Genomic DNA, 18,833 nt, shown 5'->3' on the forward strand with positions numbered 1-18,833 from the left:
ACAGAAAAAGCGGTTCATAACAATACATAGAAAAACATTTTGTCTACAAAGTGCTGGAAGTTATATAAGGAGGTAGAAAATGACTAAAAAGTCAAAAGTAGATCCGCGCATAAGACGCACAAGTAAATATTTGCGAAAAGCGCTTGTCGAGCTTTTAAAGGAGAAAGATGTAGGAGCTATTACGATTCAAGAAATTACAGAAAGAGCAGATTTGACCCGGGGAACCTTTTATCTTCATTATCAAGATAAACAGGATTTTTTGTTTCAAAGCATGCATGAAATGTTGGAAAATCTTATAGAAGAAGTAAAGGCTCCAAAAGAAGAGAACCAGCAAATCTCTTTCGTTCGGCTTTTTGAATTTATTCACGATCATGCGGACTATTTTAAAGTGATGCTGAGTGACCGGGGGATTCCACAGTTTCGAAGCTATATGACGAAGATTGTTCAAAATAAAGTGTATGGAGAATTAATTTCTTCTATTGGCGAAGCAGAAGAAGAGCTTGAAATTCCAAAAGATATTTTAATTAGCTATATTGCTTCTGCTCATATTGGCGTTATTAGTTCTTGGTTAGAAAACGATATGAAATTCAGCCCGCTATATATGGCAAATCAATTAACTCGTTTAACGCTTCTTGGACCAATTAGAGTTGCTGGATTAGAGGATAAAATAAAGCTTCCACACTGAAGCTTTATTTTCATTTCCTACATTTGTGAACAAATGAACAAATATTAACCATAGAAAGGAAATGTGTAATGAAAATAGAAAGACACTGGGGTATCTCACTATTAGCTATTTTAGCAGTTGGCCCTGGCCTTATGTTAAATAGTGCGCTTACCCCGCTTCAAGGGTTGCTTCAAAAAACATTGGACTCTTCTTCATATCCATCGATTATACCTATACTGACAGGAACAATTGCTTTTGCACTGTTTGTTCCTTTAGGCCCTTTTTTACGTCATAAGTGGGGAGATAAAACAACGTATGTAACATCAGCCTGCATTTCGCTGTTAGGTGTATTATTAAGCCTAATTTCAACAAAATTTATAGTATTTGAAGTAGGGAGAGTTTTACAGGGAATGGGAGGGGGGATGGCTCTCATGATGATGCTGCCTATGCTTGTTCTTGCTTTCCCTATTAGTCGCCGTAATTTGGCCCTACTCATTCTTATCGGTGGGTTTTATGGTTCAAGTATGATCGGTGTTTGTTTCGGAACGCTTGTTAGTCATACAGGGAATTGGAAAGAAATCTTTTATGTAGCTGTAGCCTGTTCTATCCTCGCCATCCTATTAGGATATATGCTCCTTTCAAATGAAGGAACTCGACATGCAAAAGAGAAAGCACATTTTGACTGGATGGGTTTTGGTTGGGCAGGAATCTTTGCTTTATTAACAGCTTTTACAGTACTGAGTTTACAAAAATGGGGTGGATCCTCGCTTTATGTATGGATCGGCTTAGGGGGCAGTGTTCTCTCTTTTCTTTTTCTATTTATTACAGAATATAGTATTACAAAGCCGCTTCTTTCATTTAAACTCATTTTACACAAAAAACCGCTCCTCGCCATCTTAGTCGTTATAACAGGGTATATAGCAATGACGTTAAGCTTAGTTTCACTACAAGGCATCTTAAAAACCGTCAATGCGCTTCCGAATAAAGAGATGGTCATTGTTTATCTATGCCTGCTTGTTGGAGTAGCCGTTGCTGCCATTTTAAGCTGTTTACTTTATGATAAGTTAGGTCCTGGAATTCTAGGCATGGTAGGGGCTCTCCTTATTATTAGCGTAAACTTAACGTGGATGGATGCCGGGGAGCATGAACCGTATACGTTCTTTGCTATCAGCTTCTTTGTACTGATTTTAGGCGTGGGCTTTACGATTGCTTCAGGGCTTATGGGGGCTGCTTTAGGCGGACCATTGCCAGATTTAGTGCCGCGTATGGCGACTGTTCAATTTTTACGCATGACTGCATATGCCGCGATTCCGGTTATAAGTAGTTATATATTAAACAACTTCTCTGCCCATCACTTAACAAATGGAAGTTCACAAGATGTAAGTGAACAAAGCGTTGAAAAATCGCAATTATTAGCTTATCATGACTTGTTTTTTTCTTCTTTCAGTGCAAGTTTGGTATTGTTATGTTTTTCGTTTCTTATGGCCTTAACAGGGAAAGGACATAAGTTAGCTCATAAGCCACACCATGGGCGAAATGAAGAGGGGAAAGAGAATTCACATTCAAATGAGAACGTTGTACAACCCCCTCCACTTTATACAAAAGATGCTGTAATTCCTGATCATGATTACCGAAAAGCACTTCAGAAATTTAAACAGCTTAAACCGGCCAAAACAAATGATGGTGTTTTTAGAGAAGCATTGAAAAAGTTTAAAGAAAAGTAGAATGATATCCGGAAAATGAACAAACGCAAATTTGTTTATTTTCCGGTTTTAATATACAAGAGAAAATGCAAGGATAAAACCTTTTATATGGAATAAAAGATTTTAAAGATGAATACATATATAACATCAAAAATGAAAGCGCTTTATATAAGAGGGTGCAAATGAATAATACGATTCCCAATCAAACAGTAATTCCATCTGTACGAAATTTAAAACATTTAGATTTAGCTTTAAAATCACCTTCTCCTTTTATCCTGTTATCTGAAGCACATATCGGCAACCTACAGTTACTAACTAAAAGATGTCATGCAGTGAATAAAAAAGTGCTTGTTCACCTTGATTTAATAGGGGGGTTAAGTAAAGACCAAATAGGATTAAAAATGCTTCGTGACTTATATAAAATAGACGGAGTCATTTCACCAAATGCTAATTTGTTAAAGCGGATAAAAGATTTAGGGCTTATAAGTATTCAGCGTCTTTTTCTTCTTGATTCTCGTTCGCTTGAATCAGGTTTAAAGGCAATGGAAGAACGCCATTTAGATGCCCTTGAACTTTTGCCAGGTCCTTTTTCTCTTTATGTAATAGAGAAAGTGAGGAAGGCTACATCATTACCGCTTCTTGCAGGTGGGTTTATTTCCGAAGATCGGATGGTAAAGAAACTGTTTGAAGGAGGCATCAAAGGAATTACAACAAGCGAGAAACATTTATGGAAAACAAAATAGTATGCGAAGGGGAGGCGATGATGAGAAACCCTACAAAGCTCTAGTATTAGCTAGAGCTTTGTAGGGTTTCTTTTTTTAATAAGGTAGGACAACATCTTCTAAGCTTCACTCTCATGATAAAGGAGGACGATAAAATGAATTTTATTAATGGAATTATTGAGTTAGGTCCAACGGTGATGATGCCGATTATTTTCTTTATTCTTTCCTTGATTTTTAGAGTAAAGATTGCCCAAGGCTTCAAAGCTGCCATGCTTGTTGGAATTGGATTTGTCGGGATTAATCTTGTAATTGGGCTTTTACTTGATACGTTAGGGCCTGCAGCAGAAGCGATGGTACAGCGGTTTAATTTAAATTTAACTGTTGTTGATCCAGGGTGGCCTGTTGGAGCAACAATTGGATGGGGAACGCCTATTGTTCCATTTGTCGTATTTGGAGCCATTATTTTAAATGTTGTTCTTCTTTTATTAAAACTTACGAAAACCGTAAATATCGATATTTTTAATTATTGGCATTTCATGTTAACAGGTGGTGTTGTATACGCTGTGACAAATAGCATCGTGATTTCTGTGGTTAGTGCATTACTTCATTTTTTAATTGCCATCATTATAGCGGATTTAACAGCCAAAAGAATTCAAGAACAATACGATTTAAAAGGAGTTTCTTTTGCACATGCAACATCTGCGATCTATGTACCAATTGGAATTGTGATGAACTGGATAATAGAACGCATTCCTGGATTAAACAAAGTAAAAGCGTCCCCAGAAGAAATTACAAAGAGATATGGGGTAATGGGAGAACCGCTAACGCTTGGGACAATACTAGGTATTTTATTAGGACTTCTTGCAGGTCTTCCACTTGCAGATGTTGTGACACTTGGCATTAAAGTTGCCTCAGTTATGGTTCTACTTCCTGCAATGATTAATATACTTGTCCAAGGGCTTGAAATTGTTCGAGAAGCAGCAGAAGTATTGTTGAAAAAGAAATTTCCAGATCGGGAGTTTTACATTGGACTTGATACCGCCTTACTTGTTGGAAATCCAGCTGTTTTAGCAACAGGGCTTTTACTTATTCCAGGTGCTCTTCTTTTGGCTATTATTTTACCAGGAAATAAAGTTCTTCCATTTGTTGATCTAGCTTCACTCGTCTTTCTTTTACCAATGGCAGCTCCTTTTTTAAAGAGAAACCTCGTCCGACTTTTCTTAACAGGAATGGTGTTTGTGACATTTGTTCTTTATGCAGGAACGTCAATTTCTTCTTACTATACGAAAGCTGCTGAAATGGTAAATGTAACGCTTCCAGAGAGCGTTCAGTCAGCAACAGGCTTATCGAACTTAGTTGGTGGAGCGACCACACCTCTTGGTTGGCTTATTATTGAAATTTCAAAGCTATTTTAACGAGAAGGGGGAAGCAAAGATGGGGAAGTATGTGCTAGGGATTGATAATGGGGGAACCGTGACAAAAGCAAGTCTCTTCTCACTTGACGGAAAAGAAATTGCTGTTGCTAGTCGAAAAACAGAGATGTATATGCCATATCCAGGACATACAGAAAGGGACTGTAAAGAATTATGGGAAGCTAATGTAGCTGTTATTCAAGAAATACTTCAAAAATCTAAAATTGATGGGGAAGAGATTATAAGTGTTGCAACAACAGGACATGGAAATGGATTATATGTTGTGGATGAAAAAGGAGAAGCTGTTCGGAATGGAATTATTTCAACAGACTCACGTGCAAAAGAGATTGTTGAAGTTTGGAAAAGGCAGGGAATAGAAGAGAGAATTTTGCCAAAAACAATGCAGTCGGTATGGCCAGGTCAACCAGCAGCTCTTTTAGCTTGGGTTCAAAAATATGAACCTGCTACTCTTCATAAAACAAAGTGGATTTTTATGTGCAAAGACTATATTAGATATCTTCTAACAGGTGAAGCATATGCCGAGATTACCGACATTTCTGGAACTAGTTTATTAAATAGCAGAGAGAAAAAATATGATGAAAGCCTTCTAAAAGAACTTGGGATTGAAAGCATATACGAAAAGCTGCCTCCCATTCTTTATTCCGGAGAAATTGGTGGATATATTACAAATAAAGTAGCGCAATTAACAGGATTAAAAGAAGGCACCCCTGTTGCAGGTGGATTATTTGATATTGATGCAGCTGCTATTGCGACTGGTACAACAGACGAAGAAAAACTATGTATTGTAGCAGGAACGTGGAGTATTAATGAGTTTATTACAAAGAAACCAATTGTGGATAAAGATTTATTTATGACCTCTCTTTTTTGCATACCAGGGTATTGGCTCACTTTAGAAGGAAGTCCAACATCGGCAAGTAACTTAGAGTGGTACGTAAAAGAGTATTTCAATTCAGAACATGAAGAGGCAAAACGAAAAGGAATTTCTGTTTATGATCTTTGTAACGAAATGGTAGAGAATATTAAACCACATGAATCGAACATTCTCTTTTTTCCGTTTCTCTTTGGATCAAATGTTCATAGGGATGCAAAAGCGTGTTTCTTTGGGTTTAATGGCTGGCATACAAAAGCACACATGCTTAGAGCTCTATATGAAGGGGTTGTTTTTGGGCATAAAATTCATGTTGATAAGCTTATGGAATATCGAGAAAAGCCAAACGTTATCCGGATTGCTGGAGGAGCAACAAAGTCTAAGGTATGGATGCAAATGTTTGCCGATATCTTACAAACACCTGTTGAAGTTGTTGTAGGGACAGAACAAGGAACACTTGGAGCAGCCATTTGTGCAGCGATAGCAGTAGGAGCATATCCTTCCTTTGAAGAAGGAGCAAAAGCAATGGTTCAAAAGGGAAGAACATATAAACCAAATGAAGCACTAAAAGAAATATACGAAGAGAAATATAGCTATTTCACTTCAGTATTAGCAGCATTAGAACCGGTTTGGAAGCCTTAAAAGGAGGGGCAGGGCAATATGGATCTTTGTTTAAAAGGAAAAACGGCCATTATAACGGGGAGTTCAAGAGGTGTTGGAAGAGAGATTGCACTCACCCTTGCTAAAGAAGGAGCAAATATCGTACTTCATTACAATCGAAATGCTGAAAATGCAATCGAAATTGCGGACCTTATTAATCAAAATTACAGCAAATGCGTTGCTGTTCAAGCTGACTTAGCGCATGAAGAGGGATGTAAAAAGATCATTCAAAAAGGAAAAGAAGCTTTTGGGGAGCTTCATATTTTAGTAAACAATGCGGGAATATGGCCTAAAAACTGGGTGAAAGATATGTCTCTTGTCGAGTGGGAAAACACGATGAAAGTGAATCTTACCGCTGTTTTCTTGACGTGCCAAAGCTTTGTAAATCATTTACTTGAAGAAGAGCGAACAGGGACCATTTTAAATTTAACGTCACAAGCAGCATTTCATGGTTCAACAACAGGGCATGCTCATTATGCAGCAAGTAAAGCAGGAGTTGTTTCTTTTACGGTTTCATTAGCACGGGAAGTCGCGAAAAATGGAATTAACGTAAATGCCCTTGCATTAGGAATTGTGGAAACAGATATGATGGGGGACGCGCTACAAGAAAACAGAGACTATTACGTAAACCGGATTCCGATTGGAAGAGTAGCACAACCAGAGGAAATAGCTGAAATTGCGGCGTTTCTCGTTTCAAGAAAAGCCCGCTATATGACGGGAGCAACAGTTGATGCAACAGGTGGAATGTTAATGAGGTAAGGAGTGAAACTATGCTTGTTTCGTTAAAAGAAGTAGTAGAGGATGCAAGAGCCAAGCAGTATGCAGTGCCTGCTTTTGATTGTATAAATGATGTTATGGTTCGAACCATTCTTGACAAAGCTGAACAACAGCGCTCACCCGTTATTCTAATGTGTCTTGAGCATAACTTAAAAGAACGGAAAGGATTTGTCTATTTAGCTGAGTATATTAAAGCTGTTGTACCTTTTTATGATATACCGATTGTGCTTCATCTTGATCATGCAATGGGTGTAGAGTTAGTGGAAGAAGCAATAAAATTTGGTTTTTCTTCTGTTATGATTGATGGTTCAAGCCTTCCTTTTCAAGATAATATGGCTCTAACCAAAAGAGTGACAGATCTTGCTCACCCTAGAGGAATTAGTGTAGAAGCAGAGCTTGGGCATGTTGGAGGAGCAGAGCTTGGAGGGGATTATGGAAGCGACTCTAAACTAACAGAGCCTTCCCAAGTGGAAGCATTCATTGAGAAAACAAATGTTGATGCTCTTGCTGTTTCTATTGGAACTTCTCACGGTGTGTATCAGGCAGAACCTTCTTTAAATATAGAAAGAACAAAAGAAATTAACAAAGTAAGCAAAATACCACTTGTTCTTCACGGTGGTTCTGGTACACCTCCTGATCAAATACAAAAAGTGATTGAAAACGGGATTAGTAAAGTGAACTTGTATGCAGACTGCCGCATTGCGATGGCAAAAGGAGTAAAAGAATCTGCAAAACAAATTAGGAGAATTGATCCTTTACCAGAGGATTTATTCGCCCCTGTGAAAGAGCATCTTGCACATGTTGTTGAAGAAAAAATAATCTTGCTTCGTTCAAATAACCGAGTATAAAAGGAGTGAGAAAAATTGAAACTGCTTGCAATTGGAGACGCTCTTATTCCAGCAGACATAATGGAAGAAGGCTTATCCTCCTTATCTCTTTATGGAATAGAAGTAGAAGTACGCGAGTGGAAACACAATTCTGTTGAAGCTCTTCAAAAAGACAACTTACTTGTTGAAGGAAATGGCCCAGAAGCCATTACAGTCGAAAAAGAACTTTTTGATGGAATTGAGACATTTGACGCTATTGTTGTTCAGTTTACTCCTCTATCAAAAGAGATTCTTCAAAGAGGGAAGAAATTGAAACTCATTGGGGTGTTAAGAGGAGGAACAGAGAATGTCGATCATACAGAAGCAAAAGCACTCGGTATTTCGGTCCTCAATACACCTGGCCGAAATGCTAGAGCAGTAGCGGAATTTACGTTAGGGATGATTCTATCTGAAGTGAGAAATATTGCTCGCTCCCACGAGGCCTTAAAAAAGGGGAAATGGGAAAAAGATTTTCCAAATGGTGAAGAAATTCCAGAACTTAATGAAAAGAAAGTTGGCATTGTTGGTTACGGCAATATTGGAAGATTGCTTGGATCATACTTACATGCACTAGGATGTGAACTGTTAATCTATGATGAATATACAGATGACATTCCTTACTACAGTAAAAAAGTATCGTTAGATGAACTTCTCGAGCAGGCAGACATTGTATCTCTTCACCTCCGTCTCACAGAAGAAACGCATCATTTTATTGGCCAAAAAGAGATTGAGAAAATGAAAGAAACAGCCGTTTTAATTAATACAGCTCGCTCAGGCCTTATTGATGAGGAAGCCCTTGTTCAAAGTTTACAAGAAAAAAAGATTATGGGGGCCGCATTAGACGTATTCGACCACGAACCACTTCCTTATGATGATAAGCTTTTACAGCTTGAGAATGTTACGATTACGCCTCACCTTGCAGGGAGTACGATTGATGCGTTTAGGCAAAGTCCAAAAAAGATGGCGGAATATATAGTAGAGTGGATGAAAGCGAGATAAAAAAGACGGGGAGGCGGTAAGAGCCATCCCTGTCTTTTTTATGGTCATTGGGGAAAGACTTTCTATACCTTCCTAAGAGAAGAAGGATTCCACCAATAGAAATATTCAATCTTTACTTTGTCCGTAGAAATAAACCTAATAAAAAAGCTTACTCGTTTTTCAAAGGATCACCATCAAAAGGTTCATCACTCACTTTTATAGATTGAGTAGGACAGCCGTCAGCGGCGTCTTCCAAATCATCGTAAAAATCTTCATCAACGGAAGTATTTCCTTGATTGTCATCAAGTAAGACATAAGAAATACCTTCATCATCGTACGCAAATAAATCGGGACAACTCGCCCCACAAGCTCCACAAGCTATACAAGTTTCTTTATCTACAATCGTATATTTAATCATATCTGCTCCTCCTTACTTTGTGAAATGTATCTCTAGAAGTTTAAGTTTTTAAGTATATCACTCTCTGTTTACTGCCCACATCTCGTTTTCTATTTAAGAATGAACTATTTTTTCCATTATACTCGTACTGTGAAGAGGTTGAACTTTGGCAGTAGGATCAATATATACTTTGGCATTGCTTACAGCTGTCGGAGCTTCGCCAAATCCACTGGCAATGAGTTTTACTTTTCCTGTGTAAGTACAAATATCTCCAGCTGCATAAATTCCTTCAACATTTGTTTCCATTTTAGAGTTTACGATAATGGAGTTCTTCTCAAGGGCTAATCCCCAGTCTTTAATTGGTCCAAGGGAAGATAAGAATCCATAATTAACGATAACCTCATCTACATCTATGATTTCTTTACGTTCTCCTTTTACCTCTTCTAATAGAACTTGTTCAATTTTTTTATCACCTATCAGTTCTACTGGCACAAAAGGAGTAAGAACGTTCACCTTAGATTTACTCAAAGTTTTCACACTGTGTTCATGTGCACGGAATTTATCTCGGCGGTGTACTAAAGTTACTTTTTCAGCAATAGGTTCTAGCATTAGCGCCCAATCAACAGCTGAATCACCACCACCAAAAATAACGACTTGTTTGCCAGCGAACTTATTTAAATCATCAACAAAGTAATGAAGGTTACTCTGCACATATTTTTCTTCTTCAGGAAGTTCTAATTTTCTTGGTTGAAAGGCACCGTTTCCAGCAGTGATAATAATCGCCTTTGAGTAATGAGTGTCAGTGCTTGTTATTAACTTAAAAACTCCATTAGATTCTTTTTCTAGTTTATTGACAGATTGGTTAAGGCATATAGTAGGGTTGAACTCGCTCATTTGTTCTTTTAAATTATGGATAAGTTCTTGAGCACGAATTTTAGGGAAACCAGCAATATCATAAATGTATTTTTCAGGGTATAGGGCTGATAATTGCCCTCCTAATTGAGGAAGACTTTCAATGATTTTTACTGATGTTTGTCTCATACCAGCATAAAAGGCTGTAAATAAACCGACTGGCCCTCCACCAATAATTGTGAGATCAAATACTGTATCATCTTGGAACATATACTCCAATCCTCCTAAGATTGTGGATATAAAACTATTCATAAAACCACTTTAGAGTTATAACATTTTAGAAACGGTTTAAGTGTTAATAGTTATGTTGAAAGCTATATATTTCTCCATACATTTCATAAACTAAATCGTGAAAAGGGATTTTCGTTTATCTAAGATACGAATTGCTTTTCCTTCAGATCTAGGAATACTTTTAGGAGCAAGCGCTTTGATATTCATGCTTACTAAACAATTGTTTTTCATGGAATGTTGAACTTTTTTTACTACTGACTGAATATGTTCATGAGCCATATTTCCATTTACTCTTTGGTAAATTTCTTCATTAATTTCGACATGTAATTCTACTATATCTAATGTACCATCACAGGCTAAGTGAACTTGGTAATGCGGAGCTAATTCTTGGATTTGAATTAAATAATGTTCAATTTCAGATGGGAATACATTAACTCCCCGTATAATGAGCATATCATCGATACGACCTTTTACACGTGACATTCTTGTTGTGGTCCTACCACACCTACAAGTCTCTCTAGTAATAGACGCAATATCGCCTGTGCGGTAACGAATAACAGGGAAAGCCTCTTTTGTTAAGCTAGTGAATACTAGCTCACCTTCCTCACCGTCGGGTACTTGTTCAAGGGTGTCTGGATTGATAACTTCTACGAAAAAGTGATCTTCAGCAATATGTAGGCCATTTTGAGCTTCATGACATTCTACAGCAACGCCAGGCCCCATCACTTCACTAAGACCATAGATATCACAGGCTTTGAGATCGAATTTTTCCTCTAAGACCTTCCGCATTTCCTCAGACCATGGTTCTGCTCCAAAGATGCCAAATTTGATTGAACTTTCTCTAGGATTTAAGCCCCTTGTTTCCATTTCTTCAGCGATCTTTAAAATATAGGAAGGAGTCCCAGCGATTACAGTAGGTTTAAAGTCTTTAATAAGAGAAATTTGACGGTCTGTATTTCCTCCAGAGATAGGGACTGTGGCCATTCCGAGTCTTTCTCCTCCATAATGAAGGCCTAATCCACCTGTAAATAACCCGTATCCATACGCATTGTGAAATATCCCAGCTGGTTCTCCACCCGCAATAGCAATTGCTCTTGCAACAATATCAGACCAGTTTGAAATATCATTTTTCGTGTAACCTACTACTGTAGGTTTCCCACTTGTACCAGAGGAGGCGTGGAGACGGACAAGTTCTTTCATATCAACAGCAAATAAATTAAAAGGGTAATTTTCACGTAAATCCGATTTTTTAGTAAACGGTAATTTGTTTATATCTTCTAACGTCTGTATATCTTCAGGTGAGATAGCAAGTTCCCTAAATTTCTCTTGATAGAAAGGTACTTTATCATAGACTTTTATTAGGGTCTCCTTCAAACGACTTAATTGTAGCGCTTTCATTTCTTTCCGAGAATACATTTCAACGTCATGAATAATCACAAATTTTATCCCCTTTCGTAGCCCTTTTAATTAAAACGCTTACAAAAAATATAACAATTTAAAAACTATAACTATAAAAAAGTTATATAACACATTCAAAAATTATCATAAAATGAATGAATTGTAAATATTTTTTGATATTTCCACCTCTTTTTATTTGAAAAACATAAGAAGAAATGCTGAGTTCTAATTATAGACCATGTTTTTAGGGTTAGTTTTATTCCGCTTTAAAAAGAGGGGAATCATGAATCTTTTCATGTATGAAGTTTAATTTACAAAGATAAGAAGAAAAACTTCTTCTTATAGTAATCAAAAATTAAAATGACATAAAAAAGCGGGGATTATATATAACGAAATTATAATATTTTTATAGACTGATGTTATGTTTATTAGTTTTATTACTTTACAATTTATTTAAAAAGTAATGATGCGTGAATGAATAGAAAAGGGGCGAAAGTTTACTATACAATCCCTACCGAAGGGGAATGGTGAACGGTATAAATAAAAAGAATAGTAGAATAAAGGGGATAACCATTAGGGGAAAAGAGCAAAAGAGCAAATGACATTAGTTACAAACGGGCATATGCAATCTGTCCTTTATGATTTGGTAAAGATTTAAATAGATACGAAACAATCTAAGAAAAGCATACGTCTGGATTGATAAACCTTTCTTTATCAAAAAGATTTAATAGGATTTAATCTATCATTTTTAGAAGATGCTCATATTTTAAACATTAAAAAAATTAATCAAGAAATTTCAGAAAATATATACAAATGATAAAAAACGTGTTATATTATACCCAACAATATAACAATTAAATAAAAAATAATATTTTTTTGTTATATTTAAAGTTAATGTTTTATTCATATTCCATGGCATTGCAACTATTTATAAGTCTTCATAAGTGTATAAATAGTTGGTTAGTGCTATAAAGGGATGAATTGACACAGAAAAGGCAATAGGAGAGGGATAAAGAACAATCTTTATTTGTTTTTAAAGATATGTAGAAGCAATTGTGCATTACAACATAACCAAAAAATGAAACAACACTAAAAAATAGTTATAGTAGTTGTAGGGAGGGATAAAGAATGAGTACAACTAAAATTACAGAAGAAGAAAAACTTGAAAATTTTATACAACGCATTGAATCAGGCGAAAAAATTGAGGCAGAAGACTGGATGCCAGAAGAATATCGAGTAACATTGATTAAATTAATTTCCATGCATGGAATTAGCGAAATAATGGGAGCGCTTCCTGAAAAAGAATGGGTCCCTAAAGCTCCTTCTCTTCATCGTAAGCTGGGAATTATGGCTAAAGTACAAGATGAAATGGGACATGGCCAATTATTATTACGTGTTGCAGAAGATCTATTAAAGCCTTACGGAAAGAATCGAGGGGACTTAATGCAAGATCTCTTTAATGGAGATCTTAAGTTTCATAATGTATTTCATATGCCAGCTAAAACGTGGGGAGATGCTGGGTTAATTGGTTGGTTAGTAGATGGTGCAGCCATTATCACCCAAACAAATATGTTAGGTGCTTCATATGGTCCCTATGCACGTGCTCTTCAACGAATTTGTGCAGAAGAGGTCTTTCATGCTCAGCACGGAGAGGCTATTATTATGGCCCTAGCAGAAGGAACAGAAGTACAAAAAGCAATGATTCAAGAAGCATTAAACCGCTGGTGGGACTCTCTACTTATGTTCTTTGGTCCAGCGACAAGTAATACAACGGGTACTTCTAAACAAGACGTAACCGTAAAATATAAAATTCGCACAAAAACAAATGAAGAATTGAGACAGGATTTTCTTACTAAATACATTCCTCGTATTTTATCACTAGGGTTAACGATTCCAGATCCATCGCTTCACTATGATGAAGAACAAAAAACATGGATTTATCAACAACCGGATTGGAATGAATTTAAGAAAATCATTAAAAATCAAGGGCCTCGCTCTCAGGCGCGACTTAACCTTCGCCGAACTTCTTACGAAAGTAACGCATGGGTACGTGAAGCACTAAGCGCAGCTATTAGCTAGGAAAGGAGTATAGACAGATGGAAACTAATAAAAAAACATTCTACCAAGAGTATGAGGTTTTTAGTAAACGTACACCTAATTCTTCATTTCAACACCAATTCAGTCTACTTGCACCAAACGCTGACATGGCTTTAGTAATGGCTCAAGAGAACTTTATGCGTCGTGAACCAGTTACTGATATTTGGGTAGTTAATCGTACTGATATTCGCGGGATAAATCCCGAAGAAAAACAGATTCTCGCACGCTTAGACAACAAACAATATCGGACAACAAAAGGGTATGGTTATTTAAAGAAAAAATGGCGTCATTATGAACAACAAATGCTGGATGAAAAAGAAATTTTGTCATGGGGAGGAACGAAAAAATGAGCGCAACAGCCAACCTTACGAATCCAGCTTACACAAAAGCTCTGACAGAATTACTATTTCAGCTTGCAGATGATGATTTTCTCTTCTCTTATCGCGGTTCCGAGTGGCTAGGATTAGCTCCGCATATAGAAGAAGATGTGGCCTCTTCCTCCATTAGTCAAGATAGTATGGGGCATGCTGTTTTGTATTATCGCCTCTTAGAAGAACTGGGGCATGGAAGCGCAGATGAATTAGCTCATGCGAGAGCATCCTCTGAACGAAAAAATAGTATTCTAGTTGAACGAGTCAATGGGCCTGGTCATTATATGGAAGATCCTCAGTATGATTGGGCTTATGCAGTAGTGAGGAATTACTTCTATACCCTAGCAAAAAAGGTGAAAATTGATTCCTTAAAACAAAGTAGTTATTCGTCTCTTGCCGATATTGCTGTGAAAATTAATATGGAATTGTACTATCATCTTCTTCACTGGAAAACATGGTTTGTCCAATTATTAAGCACAACAGATGAAGCAAAAAAACGAATGAATGAGGCTATTAGAAAAGTAATGAAAGACTTTGACGATGTGTTCTCCTTTGGAGCTTATAGGGAATCTATCCCACAGTTTAACTTGATTGAAGAAGAAAATGTATTAAAAGAAAGATGGGTAGCAGCTCTTAGTCCTGTATTAGAATCAGTTGCAGCAGAGCTTCCTAGAGAGATAGAGGTTCACAATAAGAACGGACGAAACGGTGAGCATACAGATGAGTTAGACGAAGCCCTGCTAACATTAGGGGAAGTATACCGCATAGATCCAGCAGTCCCTTGGTAAGCACATAGAGAAAGAGGTGGAAAAATGGTTGCATCCTTACGAGTTACAACTCAAGATGTGCTGGATACATTGGAAGAAGTGAAAGATCCGGAAATCGATACAGTAAGTATTATCGATTTAGGAATGGTAGAAGAAATTATAGTCCAGGAAGATAGCATTTATATTCAGGTTCTTCCTACTTTTTCAGGCTGTCCAGCTCTTGAAATTATTAAAGGTAACATTGTACGGGCGGTGAAAGCTGCACACTCCGTTGAATATGTACAGGTGAAATTTATTACATCTCCTCCTTGGACATCTGATCGTATTACCGAAAAAGGACGTCAAGGGTTAAAAGCATTTGGGATATCTCCTCCTAGCCATATGAAAGAAGATGGATCGTGGCATATTGATTGTCCATATTGTGGTTCAACGTATGTAACAATGGAGAATATTTTTGGCCCTACCGCCTGTCGAAGTATTTTATATTGTAAGAGCTGTAAAAATCCATTTGAGGCAATGAAACCAATGTCAACCTTATTATAAACAAAAAGGAGAGGAATAAAATGGTGAAATTAATCGCGTTATATAAGCATCCTGAAAACAAAGAGGAGTTTGATGAGCATTACTTTAATGTACACGGACCAATTACAGAAAAAATCCCAGGTCTTCGCAAGATGGAAGTAACAAAAATCGTAGGTTCTCCTATGGGTGGAGAAGGTAAATATTATTTATTATGTGAAATGTACTATGATGATCATGAAGCTCTAAAACAAGGATTAAAATCGGCTGAAGGCAAAGCTTCTGGAAAAGATTTGATGGGATTTGCAGCAGAGCTTGTTACCTTAATGATCGGTGAGGAAGTAAAGTGAGCACTTTCGAATTTATTGAAACCTCGATTAGAGATCAAGTAGGAATCATTGAGCTTAATCGTCCTAAACAGTACAACGCATTGAATCGTACAATGGTAAGAGAAATCGTTGAATCTATGGAAATGCTTGATCGGAATAATGAAGTAGTCACAATACTACTAACAGGAAAAGGGCGCGCTTTTTCAGCTGGCGCTGATATTGAAGAAATGGCTAATGACGGGCCTATTCATTTAGAGCTGTTAAATCAATTTGCTGATTGGGATCGTCTTTCATTGATAAAAAAACCGATTATTGGAGCTGTACAAGGATTTGTTTTTGGCGGAGGATTTGAGTTAGCGCTTTGCTGTGATCTGTTAATGGCAGCAAGCGGTACTGAATTTTCATTTCCGGAAGTAAATATTGGTGTGATGCCAGGAGCAGGGGGAACACAACGTCTTACAAAGGTTGTGGGAAGAGCAAAAGCGTTGGAATGGCTTTGGACAGGGGACAGAATTCCTGTAGAAGAGGCTTTAAAGTATGGCTTGGTTAACAAAATTGTAGCTCATGAGCTATTAATGGAAGAAACATTCAAATTCGCTAAAAAGTTATCTAAACAACCTCCTTTATCACTGCGTCTCATTAAGGACTCAGTCAACAAAGCAGTAGATTATCCCTTATATGAAGGGATGCAATATGAGAGGAAGAACTTCTATCTATTGTTTTCTTCAGAAGATCAAAAAGAAGGAATGAAAGCGTTTACTGAGAAAAGAAAGCCAGAATTTAAAGGAAAATAAGGAGATTAGAAAGTATGTTTGAAACCATTCAATATAATGTCCGAGATGGAGTAGCTTGGTTGACTCTAAATAGGCCTGAAAAACTCAATGCATTCATTGCTCAAATGAATTATGAGATTAAATCAGCTATCAAAGATGCTTCCTTAGATGAAAATGTCCGTTGCATTGTTATTACTGGTGAAGGACGTGCCTTTTGTTCTGGCCAAGATTTAGCAGAAGTTGATGAGCACATGGATCACGGCCAGGTTTTACGGCAGCATTACGCCCCAATGATAAAGCAAATTATGATGTGTGAAAAGCCTATTATAGCTGCAGTAAATGGTATTGCAGCAGGAGCCGGATTTAGTTTGGCTCTTGCATGTGACTTTAGATTAGTATCAGAAAAAGCAAGTTTTGTGAATGCATTTATTCACGTTGGACTCATTCCAGATTCGGGGAACTTGTACTTTCTTTCAAAGTTAATTGGTCAGGCGAAAGCTGCAGAATTAGCTATTTTAGGAGAAAAGATTTCAGCTATTGAAGCTGAACGTCTAGGATTAGCAACAAAGGTCATCACATTAGATACATGGGAAAAAGAAGTGAAAGAATTTTCTGTACATTTAGCTGCTATGCCAACAAAGGCAATTGGTTTAATTAAACGATATTTAAAATTAGCGAATGACCTACCTCTTAATGAATATTTAGAAAAAGAAGCTGAAGGTCAACGAATAGCTGGAACAACAGAAGATCATCGACTCGGTGTTCAAGCATTTTTAGAAAAACAAAAACCTGTTTTTATCGGAAATTAAAAGGAGTGGATTATATGTCAACAGTTCAAGAAACAAAAGTAGAAAAATCGGAAATGAAGCGAAAATTTTATCATCTTATCATCAATGGAGAAAAACTAGAAAGTAGCAATGGTGCAACATTTAAAACGTATAATCCTGCAACAGGTGAAGTCATCGCTGAAGTCGCAAAAGCCTCTAAGGAAGATACAGAAAAGGCCATTCAGGCAGCTCGTCAGGCATTTGATTATGGTAAATGGAAGAAGTATCCCGTTAATAAACGCTCGCGTACTATAAATAAAATTGCCTCCATTATGCGTGCTAGATTCAATGAATTAGTAGAATTAGAGATTTTGGATACAGGAAAATCTCTTCATGCAGCACAAGGCCAAGTCATGCAGGCAATTGAAGATTTTGAATTTTATGCTTCAGCTATTGTTGGTCATCGTGGTGCCGTTAATAGCGTCCCAGGGCAATTTCAAAATTATACAGAAAAAGAACCTGTCGGGGTTTGCGCTCAAATTATTCCTTGGAACTATCCATTAATGATGGCAGCATGGAAAATTGCTCCTGCTCTAGCTGTAGGATGTTCTGTGATTGTTAAACCAGCTTCTCTAACACCATTAACGGCCATCATTCTAGGAGAAATTTGTCTTGAAGCTGGTGTACCAGAAGGCGTAGTAAATGTTATTCCAGGTTCTGGATCAGAAGTTGGGAATTATTTAGTTGAACATAAACAAGTAGACAAAGTTGCCTTTACTGGTTCAACTCCGATCGGAAAAAATATTATGGAAAGAGCGTCACAAACGTTAAAACGCGTAACGTTAGAGCTAGGAGGGAAATCTCCAAACATCGTGTTTGATGATGCAGATTTAGATGCAGCCGTTGATGGATCATTGTTTGGAATCTTCTATAATACAGGACAATCATGTGAAGCTCGTTCTCGTTTATATGTACATGAAAGTATGTATGATGAGTTTGTTCGTAAGTTTGTTGAAAAAACAAAAAAATTAACATTAGGGGATCCATTTGACAAAGGTACACACATTGGAGCGGTCATTGATCAAAATCAACTAGATGTCATTGATGGCTATGTAAAATCCGCAGTACAGGATGGGGCAGATATTTTAACTGGCGGTAAGGTTGCCAAAGTAAAAGGATTTGAAAATGGCTTTTGGTATGAACCTACTGTTATCGCAAATGTTAATCATCAAATGAAAGTAGTAAATGAAGAAATCTTCGGTCCTGTTGTTGTGATTATGAAATTCACAGATGAAAAAGAGGCGATTAAACTCGCAAATGACACAGAATTTGGCTTAGGTTCAGCTCTTTGGACAAAAGATGGAGCACGTGCTACACGTGTAGCAAACCAAATTCAAGCTGGTATTGTAATGGTCAATTGTCCATTCTCTGCATTCCCAGGCACTCCATTTGGTGGATATAAACAGTCAGGCTTTGGCCGTGAATTATGCATTGAAACGCTTGATTTATATACAGAAACAAAAAGTATTATTTCTTACTATGGAAGCCGTCCTTTAAATCCATTTGGCTTGTAAGCCTAGAATACGTATGGATAAAGCTCT

General features: G+C 37.2%; 19 protein-coding genes. 16 read left to right on the top strand and 3 right to left on the bottom strand.

From position 1 onward, the window contains the following. The first annotated feature begins 79 nt into the window (after positions 1-79). The 8 genes from B9N79_RS09490 to B9N79_RS09525 all read left to right on the top strand — a co-directional run bounded on the left by B9N79_RS09490 (position 80) and on the right by B9N79_RS09525 (position 8,692). Positions 80-685, top strand: coding sequence for a TetR/AcrR family transcriptional regulator (locus B9N79_RS09490; protein ID WP_040057721.1), 606 nt, complete (start codon positions 80-82; stop codon positions 683-685). A gap of 68 nt (positions 686-753) precedes the next feature. Beyond that, complete coding sequence (locus B9N79_RS09495) at positions 754-2,388, top strand: MFS transporter (protein WP_085118188.1); 1,635 nt, start codon at positions 754-756, stop codon at positions 2,386-2,388. Positions 2,389-2,549: 161 nt separating this feature from the next. Continuing rightward, positions 2,550-3,110 (top strand): glycerol-3-phosphate responsive antiterminator, encoded by a 561-nt coding sequence (locus B9N79_RS09500; protein WP_040057719.1) that lies wholly within the window; start codon positions 2,550-2,552, stop codon positions 3,108-3,110. Between the two features lie 134 nt (positions 3,111-3,244). Continuing rightward, entirely contained in the window at positions 3,245-4,504 is a 1,260-nt protein-coding gene (locus B9N79_RS09505; RefSeq protein WP_040057718.1) for a PTS transporter subunit IIC, read from the top strand. Positions 4,505-4,523: 19 nt separating this feature from the next. Beyond that, positions 4,524-6,032 carry an FGGY-family carbohydrate kinase gene (locus tag B9N79_RS09510; protein WP_046217202.1) on the top strand — a complete coding sequence of 503 codons (1,509 nt, stop codon included), beginning with the start codon at positions 4,524-4,526 and terminating at the stop codon, positions 6,030-6,032. Positions 6,033-6,050: 18 nt separating this feature from the next. Next, positions 6,051-6,809 carry an SDR family NAD(P)-dependent oxidoreductase gene (locus B9N79_RS09515; protein WP_040057716.1) on the top strand — a complete coding sequence of 253 codons (759 nt, stop codon included), beginning with the start codon at positions 6,051-6,053 and terminating at the stop codon, positions 6,807-6,809. Between the two features lie 11 nt (positions 6,810-6,820). Continuing rightward, a complete protein-coding gene (locus tag B9N79_RS09520; RefSeq protein ID WP_019394491.1) occupies positions 6,821-7,675 on the top strand; it encodes a class II fructose-bisphosphate aldolase in 855 nt (284 codons plus the stop codon). A gap of 15 nt (positions 7,676-7,690) precedes the next feature. After that, positions 7,691-8,692, top strand: coding sequence for a 2-hydroxyacid dehydrogenase (locus tag B9N79_RS09525; RefSeq protein WP_046217203.1), 1,002 nt, complete (start codon positions 7,691-7,693; stop codon positions 8,690-8,692). Between the two features lie 148 nt (positions 8,693-8,840). Here the strand turns inward: B9N79_RS09525 and B9N79_RS09530 are convergent, their stop codons facing one another. From B9N79_RS09530 to paaK, 3 genes are all read right to left on the bottom strand, one after another. Then, positions 8,841-9,089: a ferredoxin gene (locus tag B9N79_RS09530; RefSeq protein ID WP_019394489.1), complete on the bottom strand. Its 249-nt coding sequence runs from the start codon at positions 9,087-9,089 to the stop codon at positions 8,841-8,843. Positions 9,090-9,182: 93 nt separating this feature from the next. Further along, complete coding sequence (locus B9N79_RS09535) at positions 9,183-10,190, bottom strand: NAD(P)/FAD-dependent oxidoreductase (RefSeq protein ID WP_046217204.1); 1,008 nt, start codon at positions 10,188-10,190, stop codon at positions 9,183-9,185. Between the two features lie 132 nt (positions 10,191-10,322). Then, positions 10,323-11,648, bottom strand: a complete 1,326-nt coding sequence (gene paaK, locus B9N79_RS09540) for a phenylacetate--CoA ligase PaaK (RefSeq protein ID WP_046217205.1) — start codon at positions 11,646-11,648, stop codon at positions 10,323-10,325. Positions 11,649-12,737: 1,089 nt separating this feature from the next. Between paaK and paaA the strand changes: the two genes are divergently transcribed. The 8 genes from paaA to B9N79_RS09580 are packed head-to-tail and all read left to right on the top strand — an operon-like array spanning position 12,738 to position 18,806. Beyond that, entirely contained in the window at positions 12,738-13,688 is a 951-nt protein-coding gene (gene paaA, locus B9N79_RS09545) for a 1,2-phenylacetyl-CoA epoxidase subunit PaaA (protein WP_019394485.1), read from the top strand. Positions 13,689-13,705: 17 nt separating this feature from the next. Further along, entirely contained in the window at positions 13,706-14,056 is a 351-nt protein-coding gene (gene paaB, locus B9N79_RS09550) for a 1,2-phenylacetyl-CoA epoxidase subunit PaaB (protein ID WP_019394484.1), read from the top strand. Beyond that, positions 14,053-14,865, top strand: a complete 813-nt coding sequence (paaC, locus tag B9N79_RS09555) for a 1,2-phenylacetyl-CoA epoxidase subunit PaaC (protein ID WP_019394483.1) — start codon at positions 14,053-14,055, stop codon at positions 14,863-14,865. The genes paaB and paaC overlap by 4 nt, the downstream gene beginning before the upstream one ends. Positions 14,866-14,889: 24 nt before the next feature. Continuing rightward, positions 14,890-15,387, top strand: a complete 498-nt coding sequence (gene paaD / locus B9N79_RS09560) for a 1,2-phenylacetyl-CoA epoxidase subunit PaaD (RefSeq protein WP_040057712.1) — start codon at positions 14,890-14,892, stop codon at positions 15,385-15,387. A gap of 20 nt (positions 15,388-15,407) precedes the next feature. Beyond that, on the top strand, positions 15,408-15,713 hold the full coding sequence (locus tag B9N79_RS09565) for an EthD family reductase (RefSeq protein WP_019394481.1): 306 nt from the start codon (positions 15,408-15,410) through the stop codon (positions 15,711-15,713). Next, complete coding sequence (locus tag B9N79_RS09570) at positions 15,710-16,486, top strand: enoyl-CoA hydratase (protein ID WP_019394480.1); 777 nt, start codon at positions 15,710-15,712, stop codon at positions 16,484-16,486. Before B9N79_RS09565 ends, B9N79_RS09570 begins: the two co-directional genes overlap by 4 nt. 14 nt (positions 16,487-16,500) lie before the next feature. Next, the gene (locus tag B9N79_RS09575) at positions 16,501-17,274 is read left to right on the top strand and encodes an enoyl-CoA hydratase-related protein (protein WP_046217206.1); all 774 of its coding nucleotides are present in this window, start codon (positions 16,501-16,503) and stop codon (positions 17,272-17,274) included. A 14-nt stretch (positions 17,275-17,288) separates the two neighbouring features. After that, positions 17,289-18,806 carry an aldehyde dehydrogenase family protein gene (locus B9N79_RS09580; protein ID WP_040057710.1) on the top strand — a complete coding sequence of 506 codons (1,518 nt, stop codon included), beginning with the start codon at positions 17,289-17,291 and terminating at the stop codon, positions 18,804-18,806. Positions 18,807-18,833: the final 27 nt, after the last annotated feature.

Source organism: Priestia filamentosa, from assembly GCF_900177535.1.
GTDB lineage: Bacteria > Bacillota > Bacilli > Bacillales > Bacillaceae_H > Bacillus_I > Bacillus_I filamentosa.